This window comes from Lentzea flava (assembly GCF_014648475.1).
Classification (GTDB): Bacteria; Actinomycetota; Actinomycetes; order Mycobacteriales; family Pseudonocardiaceae; genus Lentzea; species Lentzea flava.
Genome location: NZ_BMRE01000042.1, coordinates 1 through 22,795, shown reverse-complemented (window position 1 = coordinate 22,795; position 22,795 = coordinate 1). Strand labels below are relative to the sequence as shown.

Annotated in this window: 14 protein-coding genes and 1 pseudogene; 7 read left to right on the top strand and 8 right to left on the bottom strand. The window is 69.8% G+C overall.

Translation table 11 applies throughout. The features are described from left to right. Positions 1-229 precede the first annotated feature (229 nt). A complete protein-coding gene (locus IEZ09_RS33950) occupies positions 230-2,227 on the bottom strand; it encodes an alpha-L-fucosidase (RefSeq protein WP_189257904.1) in 1,998 nt (665 codons plus the stop codon). A 304-nt stretch (positions 2,228-2,531) separates the two neighbouring features. Next, the gene (locus IEZ09_RS33945) at positions 2,532-3,215 is read right to left on the bottom strand and encodes a FadR/GntR family transcriptional regulator (RefSeq protein ID WP_189257903.1); all 684 of its coding nucleotides are present in this window, start codon (positions 3,213-3,215) and stop codon (positions 2,532-2,534) included. 565 nt (positions 3,216-3,780) lie between these two features. Here IEZ09_RS33945 and IEZ09_RS33940 point away from each other — a divergent pair. Genes IEZ09_RS33940 through IEZ09_RS33930 form a run of 3 tightly spaced genes read left to right on the top strand, consistent with a single transcriptional unit; the run spans position 3,781 to position 7,639 of the window. Further along, entirely contained in the window at positions 3,781-4,386 is a 606-nt protein-coding gene (locus IEZ09_RS33940; RefSeq protein ID WP_189257902.1) for a hypothetical protein, read from the top strand. Then, positions 4,383-5,318: a hypothetical protein gene (locus tag IEZ09_RS33935; RefSeq protein WP_189257901.1), complete on the top strand. Its 936-nt coding sequence runs from the start codon at positions 4,383-4,385 to the stop codon at positions 5,316-5,318. Before IEZ09_RS33940 ends, IEZ09_RS33935 begins: the two co-directional genes overlap by 4 nt. Further along, complete coding sequence (locus tag IEZ09_RS33930; protein ID WP_189257900.1) at positions 5,315-7,639, top strand: hypothetical protein; 2,325 nt, start codon at positions 5,315-5,317, stop codon at positions 7,637-7,639. Before IEZ09_RS33935 ends, IEZ09_RS33930 begins: the two co-directional genes overlap by 4 nt. On the opposite strand, the gene IEZ09_RS33925 is transcribed toward IEZ09_RS33930, so the two are convergent. The 4 genes from IEZ09_RS33925 to IEZ09_RS33910 are packed head-to-tail and all read right to left on the bottom strand — an operon-like array spanning position 7,587 to position 13,625. Continuing rightward, positions 7,587-8,726, bottom strand: a complete 1,140-nt coding sequence (locus IEZ09_RS33925; RefSeq protein ID WP_189257899.1) for a cation:proton antiporter — start codon at positions 8,724-8,726, stop codon at positions 7,587-7,589. The two genes, IEZ09_RS33930 and IEZ09_RS33925, sit on opposite strands and share 53 nt — an antisense overlap. Next, entirely contained in the window at positions 8,723-9,685 is a 963-nt protein-coding gene (locus tag IEZ09_RS33920; protein ID WP_189257898.1) for a hypothetical protein, read from the bottom strand. The genes IEZ09_RS33925 and IEZ09_RS33920 overlap by 4 nt, the downstream gene beginning before the upstream one ends. A 15-nt stretch (positions 9,686-9,700) precedes the next feature. Further along, positions 9,701-13,426: an FxSxx-COOH system tetratricopeptide repeat protein gene (fxsT, locus tag IEZ09_RS33915; RefSeq protein ID WP_189257897.1), complete on the bottom strand. Its 3,726-nt coding sequence runs from the start codon at positions 13,424-13,426 to the stop codon at positions 9,701-9,703. A 28-nt stretch (positions 13,427-13,454) separates the two neighbouring features. Then, positions 13,455-13,625, bottom strand: a complete 171-nt coding sequence (locus IEZ09_RS33910) for an FxSxx-COOH-like cyclophane-containing RiPP peptide (protein WP_189257896.1) — start codon at positions 13,623-13,625, stop codon at positions 13,455-13,457. Between the two features lie 254 nt (positions 13,626-13,879). Between IEZ09_RS33910 and IEZ09_RS33905 the strand changes: the two genes are divergently transcribed. Genes IEZ09_RS33905 through IEZ09_RS33895 form a run of 3 tightly spaced genes read left to right on the top strand, consistent with a single transcriptional unit; the run spans position 13,880 to position 17,289 of the window. After that, entirely contained in the window at positions 13,880-15,013 is a 1,134-nt protein-coding gene (locus IEZ09_RS33905) for an FxsB family cyclophane-forming radical SAM/SPASM peptide maturase (protein WP_189257895.1), read from the top strand. After that, entirely contained in the window at positions 15,010-16,275 is a 1,266-nt protein-coding gene (locus IEZ09_RS33900) for an aKG-HExxH-type peptide beta-hydroxylase (protein ID WP_189257894.1), read from the top strand. Before IEZ09_RS33905 ends, IEZ09_RS33900 begins: the two co-directional genes overlap by 4 nt. Positions 16,276-16,317: 42 nt before the next feature. Continuing rightward, positions 16,318-17,289 (top strand): L-threonylcarbamoyladenylate synthase, encoded by a 972-nt coding sequence (locus IEZ09_RS33895; protein ID WP_189257893.1) that lies wholly within the window; start codon positions 16,318-16,320, stop codon positions 17,287-17,289. A 4-nt stretch (positions 17,290-17,293) separates the two neighbouring features. Here IEZ09_RS33895 and IEZ09_RS33890 read toward each other — a convergent pair whose 3' ends face one another. Together IEZ09_RS33890 and IEZ09_RS33885 are read right to left on the bottom strand one after the other, a co-directional pair. Continuing rightward, entirely contained in the window at positions 17,294-18,562 is a 1,269-nt protein-coding gene (locus IEZ09_RS33890; protein WP_189257892.1) for a vanadium-dependent haloperoxidase, read from the bottom strand. A gap of 129 nt (positions 18,563-18,691) precedes the next feature. Further along, entirely contained in the window at positions 18,692-19,969 is a 1,278-nt protein-coding gene (locus IEZ09_RS33885) for a YncE family protein (protein WP_229813196.1), read from the bottom strand. Between the two features lie 356 nt (positions 19,970-20,325). Here IEZ09_RS33885 and IEZ09_RS33880 point away from each other — a divergent pair. Further along, positions 20,326-22,795: pseudogene (locus IEZ09_RS33880) on the top strand (hypothetical protein); the annotation flags it as partial.

The window sequence follows — 22,795 nt, the reverse complement described above, 5'->3', positions numbered from 1 at the left end:
CATTGTTAGCGCTAACATTCGCCCCCGAGCACATGTCCGCGCCAAACAGGAGGATCAGGGGGAAGGCGAACTTCGCCGCTTTGTGAAACTGCCAGATCCGTTCCGCGTGTTCAAGGGGCAACCGTTCGGCCATATGGGGTTGACCTGCGGTGTTGTCGAACAAATTCGACGGCGTCATTCGACCCCGGAATTGGGGGAATGGATTCTCACCGGGTTCGGCCGTCGGCGGTCACACCGCCGAGATCGTCCACTGGTTGTTGGTGCTGTTGTTGGGAGTCCACAGGACCACCGTGGAGCCCGAGGTCGCGTTGCCGGCGCCGTCCAGCGCGGTTCCGGTGCCCCGGTTGATGATCTGGTAGCGGCCGCCGCCGACGTGGTTGAGGCGCCACTGCTGGTTGACGCCGCCGTTCCAGGTGTTCTGCACCGCGGCGGCGCCGTTCGCGGTCGCTCCTGCGCTGTCGGCCACCATGCCGTTGGTGCGGTTGACGAGGCGGTGGTAGCCGGTGCCCAGGTCGACCAGCTGCCACTGGAGGTTCGGGCTGCCGTCCCAGGTCCACTGTTTGACGACCGACCCCGCCGCCACGCTGCCGCCGCCGTCGAGCGCCAGGCCGGTGGTCACGTTGCTGAGCCTGGCCCAGCCGGTGGGCAGCGGTGCCGCGCCCAGTGCGGGAATCTGGCCCGAGAAGGTCAGTTTCACCACGTACGCGGGCGCGGCGAACGGCGCGCCGGAGGACGGCATGGTGATGTGCAGGCCGGAGCCGTCCTGGCTGCGGTTCGGCAGGTTCGTGTAGCTGCCCGCGCCGGGACCGAGCAGCTGCACCGAGGTGAGCGTGCCGAGGTTGATCCGCGTGGAGGACAGCGTGGTGATGTTCAGGGTGCTGCCGGGCCAGCCGAGCACGGTGGCGTAGAGAACGGTGCCGGCCTTGTTGCGGGTGAAGCGGATGTCGGTGCTCGTCCCGGCGCGTGGCGTGGTGAAGGAGCCGCCGCCCATCTTGGTCGGCCCCTCCCCGTACGCGGACCAGGCGCGGGTGGCGTAGATCGACTCGCCGAAGCGCCTGAGGTAGTCGCCCATGCCCAGCAGGATCGTGCGCTGGTCGGCGGGGATCGTGCCGTCCGCCATCGGCGCGATGTTGAGGACCATGTTGCCGTTCTTGCTGACCCGGTCGATCAGCGAGTGCAGCATGGCGTTGAGCGAGTAGTAGCCGATGCCGACGGTGTAGCACCAGCTGGAGCTGGAGATGCTGTCGTCGGTCAGCCAGTACGGGTTCTGGATCTCGGCCGGGCCGCCGCGCTCGAAGTCGAAGACCTCGCCCCTGGTGTTGAAGCCGTCCTTGTAGGTGGCGACGACTTCCTTGTCCCACGCCACGGCCTTGTTGTAGTAGTACGCCAGGAACTTCAGCCGCTGCGCTTCGTCCACAGCGGACAGGTTGAAGTCCTGCCAGAGGATGTCCGGCTGGAAGTTGTCGATGACTTCCTTGAGCTTGTCGTACCAGAGCTGGTTCTCCGCGGTCGCGCCGAGCTGTCCGTAGAGCTTCCTCAGCGTGGTGGTCGACTGCGTCGGCACGTGTTCGTAAAAGCCGGTGAAGTTGTACGCGTGGTGCATCGCCACCATCAGCTTCATGCCCTTGGCCCTGATCGCGTCGGCGTGCAGCCGCACGAGATCCAGCCGGGGTCCCTTCGCGACGGAGTTCCACTCGTTGACGGCGCTGTTCCACATCGAGAACCCGTCGTGGTGCTCGGCGACCGGTCCGGCGAACTTCGCTCCGGCGTCGGCGAACAGCTGCGCCCACTCCACGGGGTCGAAGTTTCCGCCCGCCGACCTGAGCTTCGGGGCGAACTGGACGTGGTTGCCGTTCTTGTCCCGCGCTCCGTCGATGAAGTTGTGGTACGGCCACGCCGCCGGATCGCCGAACACGCTCTTGTGGTGGGTGTTCGCCGCGGAGCCGGCGATGTACATGTTGCGCGGGTACCACTCGTTGTCGTACGCCGGGACGCTGAAGACACCCCAGTGGAAGTAGATGCCGAACTTCGCGTCCTGGAACCACTCCGGTGCCGGTGGGTGCTGGTCCACCGAAGCCCAGGTCGGTGAGTAGCTTGCCGGTCCGGGGATCGTGGCGCCGGCCGGGACGGACCGCAGCACGTCGAAGGTCCCGGACAGGGCGGTGGCGGCTCCGGCCGCTCCCAGTGCGGTGAGGAACGCACGACGGTTGCGCGGGACTGGTGACATGAAGGTCCTCTCGATCGGAGTGCGGTAGCCGCAACACGCGAGACATCTGACGTTAAGGCCAGGAAACCTGAACCGTCAACGCTCTCGTCCGCCTGTTGACCGAGGTCTGAGGGATGCTCACAGCACAGAACCCGGGCCCCGATCAGGTTGGGAATCCCCTTTGTTCACAACGTTTTCCGTTGCCGGGCGGCAGTCCGTTCGACGAGCTGACCTCGGTCGTTCGACGATCGGTCGCGTGCGGTCAGTGAGAGGCGACGGGCGTGATTGATCCGATGTCTGGACCGTGAGAGTCCTTTATGGATGATCAGCCGGCCGAGAGAATCGCGCGCAGCCATGCTTCCGAGGTGTTGACGTGCACCATGGCGGTGGACTGCGCGAGCAGCTGGTCCCGCGCGACCAGAGCGTGGTAGATCGCCTCGTGCTCGGCGAGCGTGATGTGTGCGGCGTTGCCCTCGATGAGGCCGCGCCACACCCGAGCCCGGACGGTGCGGGTGGACAGACCCTCCAGGACGGAGGCGAGAGTCTCGTTGCCGGTCGCGGCGACGACGGTGCGGTGGAACTCCATGTCGTACTGCAGCAGCAGCTCGGCGTCGTCCCGAGCGGACCTCATGTCCTCGAGGATCTTGCCCAGCGCATCGAGGTCCTCCGCCGACATGCGAACCGCGGCCAGGCCGGTGGCCATCGGCTCCAGCAGGCGGCGCACCTCCATGACCTCCAGCAGGGTGTCGTCGCGCAGCAGCTCCACCGCCAGGCCGAGCCCTTCGAGCAGCAGCCGGGGCCCGAGGCTGGTGACGTACGTGCCGTCGCCGCGGCGCACGTCGAGCACGCGGGCCGCCTCCAGGACCTTGACCGCTTCGCGGACACCGCTGCGGGACAACCCGATCTGTGCGGCCAGCTGGGGTTCGGGTGGCAGCCGCGCGCCGGGAGGGAGCTCACCGGACCTGATCATGGCCCGGATCTTCGTGATCGCCTCGTCGGTCAGTGCCATGCCAGCCCCTCGGTGCGCCCTGCGGGGCAGCATATCTTCGTGCCTGACGCGCACTGGAGGGTGAGTTCGCCCGATCACGTGGAATCAGAACGCGGTGACAACCCGCGGACGGAATCTTCCCGCCCAGGTGGAAAGAAATCATCATTCGCCGTGATGAACTCGATTGCGGCAGTCTCCGGCCGCAGCGACCGCAGTCCATCACGCAAAGTTCACACACGCTAGTCCAGTCAGGTCAATCTGCCGGTCGTTTGCCTGCAAATTCGACCGAATGACTGCGGAAAGTCGATTCGGTCGTTGTACTCGTTACGCGAGGAGCGTTGGGGACGAAGAACAGGGCATGGAGCACGACCAGTCCGGGTGGGGAGGCCACGTGGGAAGCCGCCTGTGCCTGCTGCTGATGGGGCCGTTCGCCTTGTTGATGGTGTGTTCCTGCGCGCCGTCGGACGTTGCCGTCGTCCAATGCGCCACGCCTGCGCAACGTGCACGCACCGTGGAAGGAGCGATTTCGCTCGGGATCGTCGGAAAGGATTCCACGCCCGATCGAATTTCGGTCAAGAACGAGACGATGAACTTCGACGAGTGGCGCGACCGGAAACCTGGTGAGTTCACCCGTGCGTGCGAGGCGGTCGCTCCCGTGGCGCCCAGCCCTCTCCTCACCCAGGTGATCTCCGTGCTGAGCAGCCTGGGCCTGCTGGCCGTCGGTGTGGTGGCCACCTGGACCACGACGACCTGGCGCGACGGGATCAACCGGCGCAAGCAGCAGGCCGAGGCGTTGCACAAGGCCAGCAGGGCGTTCGTCGGCGCGGTCCGCGACTACTGCGACGCGCGGCTCAGGGGTACCGCGGACCACGGGCCGCCCCCGCTGCAGGACGTGCGCCACAAACGGGACGACCTCGCCGCGCAGCTCGTCCGGGTCGAGGCGGCGCGTCCGAAGTGGACGGCGCCGGCGGCGTTGCGCGCGGAGCTGATCGGTGGACCGCTGGGCGACGACATCGAGACGAAGTGGGAGATCGAGCGGTCGAGGGAGGAACGGCGTCCCCGCGCCGACGAGGTGAACAAGGCCGTCAACGAGCTCGACCGGAGGATCGACGTGGTGGTGCGGGCGCTGGAGAGCCCCGGCAGGACGCGGCGGGAGCTGCTGCGCGAGTTTCCGGTGGGGGCGGCCTCGTGAACCCGTACGTGATACCCGGCATGGAGCACCGCCCGAACGGGCCGTTGTGCCCGTTTGAGCACGACGACCACAAGAAGTACTACGTGCCCGTCGACCACTCCGAGACCCGGTACTTCGAGTTCACCGAGGCGATCGGCGACTCGTCACGTCTGATCGAGGACGGCCGGCTCGTGGTCGCGTACGGCAGGGAGACGTGCGGGAAGACGGCGCTGCTCAACCGGTGCGCCAAGTTCGTCAGCGACGACCTGGCCCTGCGCGAGAAGAGATGCGCCGTGATCGGGTTGTCCGACGAGAGCAGCGCCAACATCGCGATCGCCGATCGCAAGAAGTACGTGTTCAGGTTCGTGCTGGACGCCATCCGGCGGCGCGAGTGGCTCGAAGCCTCCGATCTGCGGGAACTCCAGGAGCGGCAGGACGATCTCGTGCTCGCGTACAGGTACCTGAGCGAGAGCCTTCCCTCCGACGCGGTGGTCGTCGTGCTGTTGCCGTCCATCGAACTGACCCAGGAACTGATCGACTACGCCGCGCTCGTGCGCCCGAAGCTGCTCCTGCTGGCGGAGAGCTCCTACGTCGACGAGGTCGAGCGCTGCTGGCCCGCCGTCCAGGCGGCCGTCCCGCGGGTCGAACCGATCCGTCTGATGGTGGATCGACTGCGTGTGGAAGACGGATGGGTTTTCGCGAAGGCACGGCAGAAACTGGATGCCAAGGACCGTGACTACCCGATAGTGACCGAAGAGACGATGCGGTTGGTCACGGACAGGATGAAGCCGTCGATCGGTCAGTTGCAAAGGTTGCTCCATGGTGTGTACCGGGAGATCCTGGATCAACGGGCCGCCGGACATGCGTTAGCCTCCCCCGAAATGGACGAGGTGAGCTACGAGCACATCACGGATTTCTTCTTTCGAGCGAGCGGTCAGGGGCTCATGCCATGAACGACGTGCGGCCAGATCCCGAGCTGATCAGCGACACCAATCCATTCCAGCAGATGGCGGTGGCCGACGTGCCGGGCTTCTCCGCGGCCACGGTGTCCGTTCCCACGCCGGCGATTCGCGAGGCGCTCGACCTGCTCGACGGATTCCTGCAGGCTCCGCCCGATTCCGGCCGACATGGAAATGTCATCGCCGTGGTGGGCGAGTACGGAACGGGTAAGAGCCATCTGGTGGGCGATCTCCTGTACCACGCCGAAACGCACAGCGATCCGGATCGGACACGCGCGGTTTATCTGGAAGCCGAACAGAAGACGTTCGTCAACCTGTACAAGAGATTCGTCGAACACCTCGAATGCGACGACGTCCGCGACCGCGTGCGCGAGTTCTACGCGGACGTGCTCGCCGACGCGCTGGCGGGCTCCGACTTCACCGCCAACGTGGCCAGGGCCGTGCGCAACGGCGACCTCGACCCGGTGGACGCCGTTGAACGGCTCGGCCTGATGGAGAGCAAGCACCTCGGCGAGCTGCAGCGGCTGTTGGGGCGCGTCACCAGGAACACCGCGTTCGGCACCGCGCTCACGCTCCTGCTGCGGCCCGGCTTCACCGCCGCCGCGTGGGAGTGGCTCACCGGGCACACCCCGGATCAGGTGCTGGTGGACCGCGGCCTCACGTCGGCCATCGCGACCGAGGAGGCGGCGCTCGAGGCGATGGGCGTCTTCGCCGTGCTCTACAGCCACCGCGACCGCCGGTTCATCGTCGCGATCGACGAGCTGAACAAGGTGGTGTCCGCCAGCAGGAAACCCACCGAGAACGCGATCGACGCGTTCAAGAAGATGCTCGACGTCTTCGCGGGCGCACGGGCGTTGCTGGTGCTGTCCGGCCTGCCGGACAGCTTCGAGGTGCTCGGCAAGGACGTGGGACAGCGGGTCGGCCGGGTCATCTCGGTCGCTCCGCTGACCGTCGACGACACCCTGGAGCTCATCCGCCAGAGCCAGGCGCGGATCGGCCGCGGTGAGCGGCTGCACCCCTTCGACGAGCAGTCGGTGCGCTACCTGGTCAAGGTCACCGAAGGCAACGCGCGGCGGATAGTCCGCCTGTGCCACAAGCTCTACCGCCTCGCCAGGGACGAGGCCCGCGAGCCCGAGCAGGGCAGGGTGACCGACGCGATGATCCGCCAGGCGGCACGCGACCGGTCCACGTTCGGCACGATCGACAACGTGCGGACCGAGATCCGCAGGGTGGTCAACGGTCTCGGCCTCGAGTACGTGCGCGATCAGCTGTTGAACCGGGACACGGACTCGCGGGCGGACTACTGGCTGCCGGTCGGGACGGACAACGCCGGGTGCGCGGTGCTGCTCACCGAGTCCGTGCTCGTCGAGGCCGAGGCGGAGGCGCTGGTCAACCGCGCCACCTACATCCAGGCCGCCGTCGAGCGGACCGAGCTGATCCTCGTCGTGATCGGGCTCGTGCACGAGGACCTGCTGTCGCGTCTCGGCGCGGCCTTCAGCTCCGAGCCGATCATCTACGACCCCTGGACGTTCGTGGACACGCTGGCCGCGGAGCTCGCCGAACGGGTTCGCGTGCTGGAGCTCGCGTCCGGTGGTGATCCGCTCATCGCCATGCGGGACCGGGTCAGCAGGGTCAGCCGGCAGCAGGCCAACACCCAGCGCCTGCTGGAACAGGTCACCGTCGCGCTCGCCGGGATGCGCGGCACGACGGAACGCGAGTTCGCGGTGCTGCAGCGCGAACTCGCCGAGCTCGCCACCAGAGTGCGGTCCGGTGAGCCGGGCACCGAGCAGGCGCCACCGCTGCGGTTGCCGCCGAACGTCGCCGGTCTGTTCGTCTCGGCCCAGGAGTCGCTGGACACGGTGGACCAGGTGGACGCCGCGCTGCGCACCATGTTCGCCAGCACCGAGCACGATCTGAACAGGGCCATCGACGCGAGGGTCAACATCCGCGGCCCGTTGCGCTCCAAGGAGACGTTTCCCGCACTGGGCGTGGCGTCGTTGCTGCACCGGTTGCTCGACGCGTTCCGCCACGGGATCAACGACTGGTACCGGACGTACGTGCCGTCGCCGACCGGCCAGGTCCAGCCGGGGGACCGCGAGCGGCTGAGCGCCCTGTGCCGCGCGTACGACACGATCTACGAGTACGTCCCGCTCTTCCGGCTGGAAGGGCTCGACGAGTTCACCCCGCGCGCCGTCGAGGGTGAGATGTCGGCGCCGCTGTCGTCCCTGCGGCTGGAACACCTGAAGACGACGTTCAACGAGCTCAGCAACCGTGTGCAGTCGGCGGTGCTGGCGTCGGTCGTCGGCGAGAGGTGACCGCGGCCGCGACCGAGTCGCCGTAGCGGTCGCACAGTCCCGTGAACAGCGCGTGCAGGACGTTGACCACCAGGATGGCGGGAGCGACGACGGCGACGGCGCCGGGGAAGTCGGGTTCGAGCAGCAACGTCAGGGTGATCGCCGTGATCCCGTTCTGCTGCGCGAACGCCAGGTAGGTGCGGTCCTTGCGGGTCAGCCCGCGGGTCAGCAGCAGGCCGACCACGACCTGCGCGAAGAAGGTCGCGAGCCCCAGCACGACCCCCGGCCACACCTGGACGCCCCCGACGAGCAGCACGCCGAGAGCCAGCGCGGCGATCACGAACGCCGCCTGCACCACCTTGCCGAGCACGCGGTCGATCCGCGGTCGCACGACCAGCCCGACCAGCGCGACGCCCAGCATCAGGAACTGCCACACGCCCACGGCCAGTGCGGCGACCACGAGACCCACCTCGGCCACCAGCCGGCCGGTGCCGTGCCGGATCCGCCTCACCAGCAGCCACACGGCGGCGACGGCCGCCGCGAACGCCAGGTTCACGAGCACGTTCGTGCCGAAGCTCAGCAGACCGCTGCGCGCCAGCGCGCCCGACTCCGGCTCCCGGCCGAGCAGCCCGAGCGCGAACGCCGACAGGTACACCGTGAGCAGCATGGTGATCGGGTCGTCGAACGACGACCACGCCGCGAGGATGTTCCGCGCCCGCTCCGACAACCGCGAGCTCGCCATCGCCGCCGCGGTCGACAGGGGGTCGATCTGCGCGACCGCCACGGCGAACACCACGTACGCGGGTGAAGGGAAGACCAGGTACATCACGGTCGCGATGAGCGCGGCCTTCATCAGCACGCCCACGGTGACCGCGAGGACCACGATGCGCAGGTGCCGGCGCACGTCCTCGACGTCGATGCCGTTCGTGCTGCCGTACAGGCCGATCGCCAGCAACGCCGTCGCGGCGTAGAAGTACGCGGAGGAGTGCTCGACATCGCGCAGGCCGAAGAGGTGCGCGGCACCGAGACCGGCGAGCGCGGCGAGCAGCAGCGTCAGCAGCCGCAGCACCGTGGCTGTCAGCGGGCTCCGCCGGACCGCGCCCGTCACGGCGTCCGGAGCTCTTCGGCCAGCCGCGCGAGCCTGTCGTCGGCGTGCGCGACTTCTTCCTGGTCGAAGGTGACGCCGACCAGGTAGTGCCCCGCCCCGATGCGGTAGTAGTAGATCGCTCCCTGCTGGACGTCGAGCACCACCCGCTGCAGCCGGCCGTTCAGCGCCCGGCTGGCCGTGCGGCCGAGCTGCCCGACCCGTTCCGGCAGCTTCCGGCACAGGTCGGCGTAGAACTGCCTGCGCTCGGCCCTGGTGATCATCCGGCTGAAGTACCTGCCGAGCCGCCGGTCGTCGAAGCAGTCGAACGCGAAGATCATCTCACCGTTGCGGCAGTAGGCGATGTAGTGCAGGTCGCTCAGGTCGATCGCCTTGCGGCACAGCTCGGCGTACCGGCCGGTCGCGGTGCCGTGCACCGTGATCGAACCGTCGGCCGTCGGCGCGGCGCCGGGATCGTCCGCGTCGGCCGGGCGCTCGGTGAGCCAGCCGCCGGGGTTCTGCGAGCGGAGGCTGACCCGCTCGCGCAGCTTGTCCGCGAGACCGGACACCAGCTGGTCGGCCCGCCGCACCCTGGGCACCTCGGGCAGCGACAGCGCCCCCGACGGCCCCTCGACCCACGCGAACCCGATCACGTGCTGGTCGGGGACGACCGAGTCGCAGTTGATCGTCACCCGCGAGGCGTGCAGAACGGTCCGGATCAGATCACCGGTCCTGACGGGGATGAGCTCGGCCTCGATCTCGCCGATCTGCGCGCTCAGCTCGCGGCCGATCCGCACGTACTCGTCGCGCACGCCCTCGTCGCCCTCGTCACCCAGGACGTCGAACGTCATGTCCTCGCACCCGCCGCTGTACAGCCCGAGGTGACACAGGACGCGCTCGTCGATCGCGGCCCTGAGGATCTGGGCGACGTCGTCCCACTCCGCGTCGATGTGCGACGCGGGCTGGTAGAACACCGCGGTCATCGGAACCACCCCTGCTCACATTTCCGGAACATCGAGCACCACGTCCTCCCATTCGTCCGGCCCGGTCGAGAGGTTCGCCGACACCGTGGCGGTGATCGGGTGATCGGGTCCCAGATATTCCAGGCAGTCCTCGTAGATCTCGCGCGTCTCGCGGGTCACGACGTCGGCTCCGTCCAGGCGGCCGCGCATCCCCTCGTGGTTGATCGCCGCCGCGAGCGACCACGGGTGGGCCGCACCAAGCGTGTCGCGCAGTCCGTCACGCGCCGCACGCGCCTCGCGCAGCGCCTCCTCGTCCGCGCCCGTGCCGCGCAGGAACACCGCCAGATCGAGCCGGCACAGAAGGGTGAACGGATGCGACGGGCCCGAGGTTCGGCCGAACCAGTCGAGGGCGGAGCGGGCGAGCTCGGTGGCTCTCGCGGACTCGCCGGTCTCGTGGTGGTCGGCCGCGTAGCTCAGCGTGCAGGCCGTGGTGCTGGGGTGGTCCTCGCCGTACCGGTCGCGGTAGTTCTGCACGGCGTCCGCCATCTTCGCCCGAGCCCGGTGAGCCTGTCCGGAACGGCGCAGCGCGATCGCCAGCTCCCGCTGGGTCTGCAGCTCGTGCCGCGCGTTCCGGTCGGGCAGGCCGGCCAGCCGGTCGGCCGCCTCCTTGAGCTCGTCCAGCGCCTTGTCGTAGCGGCCGAGCTCGTAGAGGTACCTGCCGAGCATGCAGGTGGACCACCACACGTCCAGGTTCTCGTCACCGAGCAGCTCCCGGCGCCGGTCGCGGTTCTTCTGCTGCACGAGAAGAGCCTTGCCGGTGTCACCCGCGAGGTACAGGGAGAACGCCAGGTTGTTGGCCGCCCGCAAGGTGTCGGGGTGGTCGTCGCCCAGCGTCTGGCGGAACCGCCGGTACGTGGAGCGGTCCTCGGCGAGCGCGTCGGAGAACCGGCCCAGCACGCGGTTGCCGTGTGCGACTCCGCGCGCGGTGCGCAGGGTCCGGGGATGATCGTGGGTCAGGACGCGGCGTTGCTCGGCGAGCAGCGCCTGGTCGAGCCGCAGGGCCTGTACCGTGTCGCCGAGCGAGCGGTGCAGGTTCGCGATGTGGAACCGCAGCTGCATGCGCAGTTCCGGCTCGTCCTCCGGCTCCCAGTTCGCGAGCACGTCGGTGGCGACGCCGAGCGCGAATCGCCACGACTCGGCACCGCCTTCGTGCATGAAGAAGCGCATCTGGTTGACGAGCCAGCGGCGCACCGGCGTCGCGGTCGAGGTCGTGGCGCCGGACGGGACGATGTGCTTGCGCAGCTCGCGCAGGTCCTCGGTGCGCTCGCCGTTGTCGATCTCCCACTCCGACGGGCTGAACGCCGCGAGGGCTTTGAGCGTGCAGGACCGCCTGCTGCCGCGTTCCTCGGCGGACATCAGCTCGCCCACGAGACTCTGGACCAGCCGGTGCAGGCGGACCGACGCGGGCCTCGCCCAGCTCAGGTCGAACAGCTCGTACCGGGCGCCGAACCAGAGCACCCGGTCGAGCTCGAGGTCGTCGTACGCCACGGCCTCGCACGAGCCGGCGAGTGTGGCGAGCACCGGCGGCGACCGCAGCAGGCGCAGGGCCACGCCTTCGCTGGACAGGAACACGCACAGCTGTGCGACGCGCACGGCGGCTTCGCCCAGCTGGTCGCCGCGCAGCGTCGCCAGGAGGACCTGGAGCGTGCGCACCAGGCCGGCCGCGCCGGTGTGCTCGCCGACCTCCTGCTGCTCGAACCGGGAGCGGAACTCCGCGGCGGCCCACGCCGCCGCGGTCTCGCGGTCGTTGGCCCGCTGCCGCAGCTGCCGCGCCGTCTCCCGCAACCACGCACCCGCCAGGTGCAGCGTCAGCGGCAGGTCCTCTGCGAGGTCCGCGACCACCTCCGCGTCCTCGACGCTCAGGTCGCCGAGGACGCCGCGCAGCAGCGCGACGCTCGCCGCGCGGTCGAGCCGGTCGAGCACCTCGGGACCCGGCCGCCGGACGTGCCTCGACGTGACCACGACGTGGACCGGCCCGCCGCGGGGGAGCAGGTCGCGCAGCACCTCCGGGTCGTCGGCGTTGTCGTAGACCAGCAGGACCCTCTTGTCCTCCTGACCGGCCGCGAGCCGGTCGAGCACCTTGGCGGCGAGGTCGCCGTTCGGGTCCAGGCGCAGCGGCTTCGCGAGCAGCGCGAGGTGTTCGGTGATCGTCCGCCGGTCCTGGGCATTGATCCACAGAACGTGTTCGTAGTCGAAGGCGAACCGGTGGGCGTACTCCGCCGCGACATGGCTCTTGCCGACTCCCGGTGCGCCGGACAGCCACCAGTCGCGCCGTCCGCTCGCGGCCGTGAGGTGGTCGCGCAGGGCCTCCAGATGGGCGTCGCGGCCCACGAAACCGGCCGGCCTGGGCGGCAGGTTGGACGGACGCACATCGGTCCGGCCGGGGAACCGCACGCCCGCGTCTCCGGCGCCGGCCACCAGCGTGAACGGCTTCAGCAGCCGTTGCCTCGCCTCGGACGCGTCCTCCACCCCAGCCAGCGACACACGAACGCCCTTGGTCAGCGGCTCCGGCACCGGGTCGTCGGACGGGGTGACGACCACGAGGTGGGAGCCGCCGTTCGTGTGGAGCACCCGTTCCGCCGCGGCCGACCGGGTGAACTCCTCGGACGAGATCACCACCAGGGTCGTGCCGGGTGACGCCTCCCCGGCTCGCGTGACCCGTGCGCCCGCGATCGTCAGCTGCGACTCGACCCAGTCGGCCCAGCGGCGGTCGGCGGCGCAGGCGACGAGGACGATCTCCGCTGGCACCGTCTCGGCGGGCAGCCCCACCGCGTGCTTGTACGCGGCGAGCACCTCGGCAGGCAGCTCCTGCGGCGGGCCCAGGTCGCTGGCCGTGACGGCGTTCCCGAGCTTCCAGTACGCGGCGCGGTGCTCGGCGTGCTGGTCCACCAGCACCGCGAGCGTCTCCTCGAAGGTGTCGTGCGTGTGCCGGGGGATGCCGGCCACGGCGGCGGACAGCGTGCGCCCGCTGCGGGGAGCCTCCCCGGAGAGCATCGGGCCGAACGCCTCGGCGATGGCACGCCTGCTCTTCTCGGCGCCGGCGGCCTCGCCGTCGTCGACCTGCAGCGGCACCGCGATGATCCGGGTGCTCGTCGTCGTCGAGTCCCAGACGTTCTGGGCGATCTGCGCGGCGGGGCCGATCGAGGTCTGCTTCGGCAGGAAGCACACGGCGACGACGTCGGCGAGGCGGGCCATCCGGCTGGCGGCGTCCGGCGAGAGGTTCGTCGGCGCGTCGATCAGGACGTAGTCGTAGGCGGCGCCGCGGACGATCTCCCGCAGCTTCTGGATCTCGCCGGGGCCCTCCAGCGCGGAGGCGAAGCCGCGCACCGGCGTCAGCGGGTCGCGGGACACCACCACGTCGATCCGGGCCCGCATGCCGGGCAGGTCGTAGCGGCGTGCCTCCATCGGCGGGAGGGTGCTGTCGTCCGGCGGCGCCTTGCGCGGTGCGACGACGAGCACCTCGTCGAGCAGTTCTCTCGTGGTGAGGTCGCGGACGTGGAACGGCTTGAGGTAGTCGTGCACGTGCGGCGCCTCGATGCACCAGTCGGCGACCAGGACCCGTTTGCCCGCGGCCGCGAGCACCCAGGCGAGGTTGGCGACGACCCCGGTTCGCCCGATGCCGGTCGCCGGCGACGTGAACGCGACGATCGTGGGCGCCGGGGGGCGGCTCGTGTCCGGTGGCGGCCGGTCAGCGGTCATCATCGCTCCACGGTGAGCAGGTGGGCAGTGGTCAGATCCGGTTCTGGAAGGAGGAGTACTGGTCGATGGTCGTGCTGTTGTTCCGCAGCACCTGCTCGAGTGATCTCGCGAGCACGGAGTCGGGAAGCGCGCCGAGCTGGTCCCAGTCGATTCCTGTCAGATCCACCAGATCCGAGCGCAGCTCAACGTCGTCGTGATCCATGTGCCGGCACCGTCCGTTCTTCTCCACCCCTCAGCGGCGCGATATGCACAATAATAGATCTGTGCCCCCTCGGTCGCCGTTAGCGAATGATGTACTCCGATCGGGCTGTTCGGCCCACTGTGGTGGAATGGACAAATCATGGACAAATTACGGACAGTGCATTATCGACACCTTTGTACTGCCTGTCGATCGGCCATCTGGGCGACCGCCACCCGCTGGGGTGGGAAAGATTTGTCGCGAAAATCGAGGGAGCCATGGAATCGGGAGCGCCATTCCGGCAGTTCATCCTCAAGGTGCACGGACGGTGCGATCTGGCCTGTGACCACTGCTACGTCTACACCAAGGCCGACCAGCGCTGGCGGCTGCGCGACCGGATGATGTCCCGTGAAATCGTCGACCACGTGGCGCGCCGCATGGCCGCTCATGTCCGCACGCACGGATTGTCTTCGGTCGACGTCGTGTTGCACGGCGGTGAGCCGTTGCTGGCTGGTCGAAATCACCTGGAATATTGCGTGCGGTCCATTCGTGACGCGTGCGCCGGTTGTGATGTGCGGTTCGGCCTGCAGACCAACGGGATGCTGCTCTCGTCGTCCTTCCTGTCGTTGTTCGCCTCTCTCGGTGTTCGCGTCGGCGTGAGCGTCGACGGTTATCAGGAGGCGCACGACCGGCACCGGCGAAGGCACGACGGCAGCGGCAGTTTCGACGCCGTCGCCGCCGCGCTGGCCGAGCTGCGGGAGTGGCCGGAGGTCTACGCCGGCCTGCTGTGCACCGTCGACCTGGCGAACGACCCGGTCCGCACCTACGAGGCGCTGCTCGAGTTCTCCCCTCCCGCGGTGGACTTCCTGCTGCCCAACGGGAACTGGTCGTCCCCGCCGCCGGGGCGAGGACCGCGGGGGACGCCCTACGCCGACTGGCTCGTCGCGGTGTTCGACCGCTGGTACCCGGCCGTTCCGCAGGAGACCACCGTCCGGCTGTTCACCGAGATCATCACCGTGCTGCTCGGCGGGTGGTCGCGCGTCGAGGGCATCGGAACCACGCCGCACGCGATGATCGTCGTGGAGACGGACGGTTCCATCGAGCTGTCGGACATGGTGAGCACCGCCTTCGACGGTGCGGGAGCCACCGGGCTGAACGTCGCCCGCGACGACTTCGACACCGCGGCGCGGCATCCCGCGGTGCGTGCCGCACGGACCGGGGTGCCTCCGCCCGCGTGCCGCGACTGCGAGCTGCGGCGGGTGTGCGGCGGTGGGTCCTACGCGCACCGCTACCGGGAAGGGGCGGGGTTCGACGGGCCTTCGGTGTACTGCCTCGACCTGTTCCGGTTGATCAGCCACGTCCGCGACCGGGTGGGGCGGGACGTGGCGTTGCTGGCGGGGAGGTCCGGATGACGGCAGCGCTCGGGGTGCCGCGATCGGTGTTCGCCGCCCTGGCTCGCGGGGGCGGGGGCGCACGGGCGATCGGCCTGCTGCGTGCCGCTCGCCTCAGCAGGACCAAGATGCTCGTCCGCGCGATCGCCGACCTGGCGGAGAAGACCAGGCACCCGGCCGCGGCCGCGACCAGAGCGGCGTTCGCGGCCCTGGCCCGGCCGCCGCTCGCCGAGGTGCACGCGGTGCTGGACCACCCCCGCGTCGGGGTGTGGGCGTTGCGCACCTACTCCTTGCTGCGCAAGGGCGTCGTGACGGCAGCGGCACCCGGCATGCTCGCGGCGGTGGCGGCCGCGGCGCAGGTGCGGGCCAGGGTGCCCGGTGTGATCGACCTGGAGCCCGCCGGCGAGGTCGTGCTGCCCTCGCTCGGCACCTTCCGCGCGGACGGTCCGGCGCGGGTGATCACCTCGGCCGAGGGCAGCGTGGTGTCGGACGGCCGCGGGCGCACGGTCATCTCGCCACGCCCGGCGAAGCACTGGCGGCCGGTCGGCGAGCTGTGCGCCGAGCACGGCGGGCTGCGGCTCAGGCTGTCGGTGGACGGGATCGCCTTCCACGACCTGCCGGACGAGGTGACCGTGCAGGGGCGGTTCGCCGACGAACGGGAGGCGGCGGTGTGGCGTGCCCGGATCACCGAGGGCTGGCGGACGCTGGTGGAGGATCACCGCGGCGTCGCAGAGGAGGTGGCGGCCGCCCTGACCGTGCTCACCCCGTTGTCCGCGCCGCGGGTGGGGTTGATCAGCGTGACGTTCGCCAACTCGTTCGGCTGCGTGGCGATGTCGTTGCCGGACAACGCGAGGGAGGTCGCGCTCACGTTCGCGCACGAGGTGCAGCACGCGAAGCTCGCGGTGCTGGCGGATCTGTTCCCGCTCGTCGACCAGGAGTCCGCGGAGCTGCTGTACGCGCCGTGGCGCCCGGACCCGCGGCCACCTGACGCCCTGCTGCAGGGGGCGTACGCCCATCTGGGCGTGGCGGGGTTCTGGCGCCGGTACCGCGACTTCGAGGCGCAGGTGGAGTTCGCCCGGTGGCGCGCCGCGGTGCTCGAGGCGCTGGACGCGCTCACCGGCCTGACCCCGTCCGGCCAGGCGTTCGTCGCGCACATGCGCGACGTGCTGGAAACCTGGTGCGCGGAGCCGGTGTCCGCGAGCGCGCGGGCGGAGGCGGCGCGGCGCAACGCCGAACACCGGCAGGATTCGGCAGGGGGAGGGCCACGGGCAGGTACTCGCTGACCGGTTCACGGGCCGAATCCGCGCAGTGGGAGAATCGCGCGAGTGTCGGAACGAACTGGTGACACCGAACAGGCAGCGGAGGTGCTCCGCGCAGGAGGCCTCGTGGCCTTCCCCACCGAGACCGTGTACGGCCTGGGCGCGAACGCCGAGGACCCGGCCGCCGTCTCGCGCATCTTCGCGGCGAAGGGGCGGCCGCCGTCCCATCCGCTGATCGTGCACATCGGTGGCGCCGAGCAGCTGGACGACTGGGCCGCGGAGGTGCCGGAGACCGCGCGGCTGCTGGCCGAGAGCTTCTGGCCGGGGCCGCTGGCGCTGGTGCTCAGACGTGGTCCGAGGGTGCCGTTCGAGACGACCGGTGGCCTGGAGACGGTGGCTGTGCGGGTGCCCGACCACCCCGTCGCCCTCGCACTGCTGGCGGCCTTCGGCGGGGGAGTGGCCGCTCCGTCGGCCAACCGGTTCGGCTCGGTCAGCCCCACCACGGCCGGCCACGTCCGGGCTGAGCTCGGTGACGCCGTCGACTTCGTGCTGGACGGCGGGCCCTGCCAGGTCGGGGTCGAGTCGACGATCGTCGACGTCACCGGGGACGTGCCGGCCGTGCTGCGGCCCGGTGGCGTGACGCGGGAGGACCTCGAGGCGGTGCTGGGGATGTCGCTCGCGGTCCCCGAGACGAGCCACGTGAGGGTTCCCGGGCAGCATCCGTCGCACTACGCGCCGAACGCGCGCGTTGTCCTCGTCGAGCCCGAGAAGATCGTGGTCGAGGCGGAGCACGCGCAGGAGCAGGGTCATCGGGTGGGGGTGTTCCTCCCGCCGGAACTCGGTGGCGAGCCAATCGACGTGCACGCGGTGGTGCGGGTCCCCGACTCGATGCCCGCCTACGCGCGCGGGTTGTACGGCTTCCTGCGTGAGCTCGACGAGCAGGGGTGTGACCTGATCATCGCGTCCCTGCCGGTGGAGGCCGGGCTGGGGCTGGCGATCGCCAACCGGCTGCGGCGCGCCGCCGGACCCCGCGACTGACCGTCTACAGCGGACAGCTGCCGTGGTGCGTGGGGCCGGTTCGCTTCAGCAGGCGCGTGGCGAGCACCTCGGTGGCGACGGAGCGGCCGATGGCGAGTCCTGTCTGGTTGCTGAACTCGAAGTGCTGGCCGCCGAACACCCGTGAGCGGCCTGCTTCGGCAGCGGCGACGGAGAAGCTCGGGTAGGTGCGGGGCTGCCCGCCCGGTGCGGTGTCGGTGGTGTGGGTGAAGCGGATGCCGTCAGCGCAGAAGAAACCGGCCAGCACGGTGGCCGCCGCGCCGCTGTAGGAGCTGTGTCCTGACGGGTACTCCGGCGATCCGCCGACGCTGCCGGCGCGCGGCGCCCAGGCCGGGTTCGGCTGGGTCCACGGGTTTCCGTCGGTGTCCGCCTCTCGGATCGCCGTGGCCGGACGCCAGTGGCGGTAGGTGAACTTCGTGCCGACGGTGGCGACCGTGGTGTCGGCCAGCGTCATCGTCAGCAACGCCATCAGACGTGCCGAGGACGCCAGCGGCAGATCGCGCGACACGGTCAGGGCGATCTTGACCCATTCGCCGGCCGGTTGGGCGGAACCGGTTGGCACGGACCAGAACTGGAAGGTGGCGAGCTTGTCGGGGGCGGGGATCGCGGCGTCGCCCAGGAGTGCGGCCTCGGCGAAGGCGGCGGCGTAGTCGAGGCTGTCCAGGGCCGGTGGCGGGCCCGGTACGTACGCGGCGGGGTCGGAGACCGCGAACGGGCGCACGGTGCGGTACTGCGTGCCGGACCACTCGGCTCGGAACACGCCGGGGCCCGAACCGGCGGGCTGGCTCTGCACGGGCGTCGAGCCGTCGTCGGCGCGGGAGGCCACCACGCGGTGGGCGACTTCGCGTCCCCAGCGCACGCCCTCGTCTCGGCGATGGCCGGGGCGCAGGGCGTCCAGGTCCGTCTGCAACTGCTTGTCGTAGCTGGAAGTCCGGTCGGGGTCCAGCCGGACGAGGACGGTGTGTGCCGCGGCGACGGCGGCGGCCTGGGGATCGGCGCCGCGTGGGCCAGGGCCGGGGATCAGCGCGTGGGTGCGGGCTGGGGTTGTCAGTCCGTTGACCGCGTCGTAGACGGCCACGTTGAGCATCGCGTAGGTGCGGGCCGCGTCGGCGTCGGTGGCGCGGGTGGCGCGCACCGCTGCCAACGCGTACTCGTTCCACACCCGCACGCTGTCCGCTCTCGGCTCGGCGTCAGCCGGTGCGCTCAACGCGGCTCCGGTCAGACCGAGCACCAGGACCAGGGCGATCTTCTTCACCGGCCTCGCCTCCCCGCCTCATCGTGTCGCGGTTGCGGCGGGGATGCGACGGCCGATTGAGGCAGCGACGGCGGCGGACGCTGCTCCGTTCGAAGCCGGGCCCGCGGCGGGCCCGGCTCCGGCGGGTGATCAGCTGGTGGGACCGGTCCAGCCCGCGGTGATCTTGGCGACGCGGACGCGCTGCGGGTGGTCGCCGACCGGCACCGACACGGTCTTCTGGCCCGTGCCGAAGTCGATCGCGGTGATCTGGTCGGCGCCGCTCTCGGAGATCACGCACTGACGGCCGTCGCCGCTGACCGTGGCCCAGTAGGGCTTGGAGGCCGTGACGAGCGGGCCCTGCTGCAGGGTGGCGCGGTCGACGACGGTGGCGTAGTCGTCCATGGTTCCGGCGACGCAGAGCTTGCTGCCGTCGGGGTTGATGGACAGGCCGTGGTGGCGTGAGTCGTTGACGAACGTGGTGCGGTCGTCACTCGTGTTCGGGTTCTTCGGGAGGGTCTTCACCCTCGTGATCGCGTCGGTGGCGACGTCGTACTCGAGGAAGCCGTTGAAGAACGACACCTGGAAGTAGAGCTTCGAGAAGTCGGGGGAGAACACCGCGGGACGCACGGCGTTGGACAGGTCGCTGCGGCCGAAGGCGTTGAGGCGGCTGCGCATGTCGATGGTCTTGACGATCTGGAAGTTGCTCGTGTCGACGATGGTGATGTGCCGGTCGCCCTTGAGCCAGTCCTGGTCGGGAGCGTCGAAGTTGTTGTTGACCTCGCCGATGGACATGTTCCAGATGTACCGGCCGCCGCCCGTGAAGATGTTCTCGTGCGGCTTGTCGCCGGCCTTGAACGAGCCGAGCTCGCGGCCGGTGTTGATGTCCAGCACGTGCACGGTGTTGGAGGTCGACGCCGAGACCGCGATCTTGGTGCCGTCGGGGGAGACCGCCATGTGGTCGGAGCGGAAGCCCGACACCGGGAAGCGCCACTTGATCTTGCCGGTGGCCAGGTCGAGGGAGACGACGTCGGCGAAGCTGGGGCGGGACACCACCATGGCCGTGCCGTCGGGGGTCGCGTACATGTCGTCGACGAACTGGTCGTGCCCCTCGCCGGGGCCCTGCCGGATGCCGAGGAAGAACGCCAGCTTGATCGGGTTGAGGTAGATCTCCGTCAGGCGCTGCGTCTTGTCGGGGATGACGTTGAGGCGGCCGATCCTGGCGAAGTCGCCGGTGGACTTGACGACGTCGGCGGTGCCGTCCCAGTTGTTGCCGACGAACATCACCTCGCGCAGCTCGGCTGCGGTGGAGGTGGCCGGTGTGGTGACGCAGGCGGCGAGGACCGCGGCCGTCGCGGCAGCGCGGGTCAGGCGGCGCGTGAGAGCGCTTCCGGCAAGGGCTTTCCGTGCAGGGGCGGACGAGGCGTTCATCGCTGCTTCTCCGTTGAAGTAGGCGCCGTGCGAAAGGGCGGAACGCGGGACCGGTCCGGCGTCCCGGGAGGGATTGGGCAGGGTCTCCTGGGAGGAACGCGGCCCCGAGGGGGTCTTACCTACTGGATAGTAGGCTCGGGGTGACGGCGGCCACAAGATCGGTCATCGGCGCCAAATCGGCGGCCGTGCGCCCGCGATACGTGACGAACGCTCTGTTTCTGCTGGTCACAAGCCCTTTGTGCTAGGCCGTTCGAGTGGTGTTGCCGACCAAAGGCTGTGGTCCATTCGCGCCTTGTGCTTCGCTCCGTCTGCCGTAGAGCCAGGGGGAAGAGCTCTACTCGACTGGGGGAGTCGTCGTGGCTTCAGCACGTCTGCGCATCAGCGCGTTGGCCGTGATCACCGCTTTGACGAGCACGCTTCTCGTCCCGTCCGCACACGCGGAACCAACGCCCACACCGCCACCGCCGGACACCACCACACAACCGGCACAACCGGCTCAGCACCCCGCGGTGACCGAGGACAGACTCGGTGCGCAGGCGACGGCGACGCCTCCGGTGGCACCGGGTGAGCTCGGCCCGATCGATCCCGGCGGCGACGGCTCGCCGAACATCGAGAACGAGCCGTCGAAGGCGCAGCCCATCGCGCCGCTGCCTGCACTGGACCCCGGTCCCGACGGCCGGGTGCCGATCGACCGCGTGCCGATCACGCCGAACCCTCCGGTCAGACCGTCCACATTGGACCTTCCGCTGCGGCCGGGTCAGGAGCTCGTCGACGTCACCAGCGCCGAGGCGCTTGCCACGCTCGCCAAGGCCGGTCGCACCACGCCGGACGGCAAGCCCGCGCTCGACGCGAACGCGTTGCAGCCGCAGGTGCGTTCCGCGCAGGTCGTCGACCCAGGCAGGCGGGCCACGCTGCGGGAGCTGATCGACGCGTTGACCTCCGGCAACCTGCCACCGCCGCTGCCGGTCGACCCGCTCGCGTTGTTGCAGCAGCTGCCCGACGGCATCCCGAGGATCACCTACCGCGTCTGCTCCGAGTCCGCGACCAAGCAGGTGTCGTGCTCGCTCACCCTCCCGCTCGGCGTGCCCGCGATCGTCGACGTCACCGGTGACCGCACGCCGGACGTGCTGACCGACCTCGTCCCGGTCGCGGCACCGGGCGACGTCGTCGGCGCCGTCAGGGAGATCACCAACCTCGAGCGCGAGATCGCGATCGCCACCGACCGGCTCAACGTCGTCAACGAGCTGCTGAAGGACCCGCTCAACGTCATCCTGCACCCCGAGCTGCTGATCGAGAAGCTGGACCTCGAGAAGTTGTTGCGGGACCTGGGGAACACGCTGCAGGCCAAGATCGAGGCGTTGCTCAACCTGGTGCACCTCGGCCTCGGGTTCGTCAACCTGCGCCTGCCCACCAGCGAGTTCGCCGGACGGGACCTGCCCGCGCACGTGTGGGCCGTCTACGACATCCCGACGCACAAACGGCTTTCCGTCGGCTTCGACGGCTTCCGGCGCGGTGCGGGCCTGCCCACCGCCGCGATCGGCGTCTACACCTTCGCGCCGGTGCAGGTCTTGCGCGGCATCTTCGACATCAAGGCGAGCGTGCTGCAGGTCGGTGCGGCGAGCTCTCTCGCGGTGACCGCGGGTCTTGCGAACGTCACCGACGACAACCAGGGCCTGCCCTACGACCCGACCGTGGCGAGCGCGCGGTTCGAGCCCGTGCCGGGGGTCTTCACCGCCCACGCGTTCATCGATCCCGGCGCGAGCGACCGGGACCAGCGGGCAACCGTCGACGCGCAGGTCAGCTCGCGGTCCAAACTGGACGTCCAGGTTCTGTCGAACTCCAGTGCCGCCAACAGGTTCGACCAGCTCGTCGTCGACCAGCTGCCGAACCGGGTGTCCGCCGCGCTGATCCGCCCGCGCGACGGCGGTGACGACATCGTCGACTACACCGCGACCGACTCGATCAACGACGTGCTCTTCGCCGACTTCGTCTACGCGGGGGAGCAGCTCGACGCCTCGGTCCGCGCGGCGGCGAAGAACCTGCCCACCCAGTGGCGTGGTGCGCTCAACTCGGCGAACGACCGGGTGACGCTCGACTACGACGCCGCCGGTGCACTGTCCAGTTTGGACGTCTCGTTCTTCGACCGGTCGCCCGCCATCGTGCTGCGCGGTGCGCTGCGCGAGCTGCCGACCGTCGTCAACGTGGATGCGAACCTGCCGGGCAGGCACGTCCTGTTCGACGCCAACACCCCGCTCGGCTCGGCCGAGGTGTTCGTGTCCAAGGAACTCGGCGACTACGCGCCGCTGCAGGGCGACCACGCGACGGCGGTGCTGAGCGGGACCAAGCTCGGCGCCAGCGCCCGCGTCACCGGCCTGCGCAAGATCGACGTGTACTTCGACCAGCACCCGCGTGGTGGCACCGAGTTCACGCCGGGCGGCCAGCCGTTCGTCGCCGCCGGGGTGGTGGACGGCAGGCAGAAGGCGCGCCTCGACGTGTCGAACCTGCCTGCCACGCTCGGGTTCGACCTCGACACCGCCGCGCGGCGCGTGCAGTTCACCGCGAGCTCCGTGGTGCAGCGGGTGAAGGCCGCCTACGTCGACACCGCGGCGGGGCCGAGCGCGGTCGCCGCCATCAACGGGCTGCCGCAGAGCGTCGACGTGCGCTACGACCTCGGCGACAAGCCGAAGGTGAGCTACCGGGCGTCGAGCGCGGTGCCGAGGGCCGAGCTGTTCGTGAGCCCGCAGGGGGTCGAGCAGCTCGATCCGACCGGCTGTCGTGTCTCGGGTGATCTGTCGCAGGTTTGTCTCGGTTGTTGTGACACAAGGT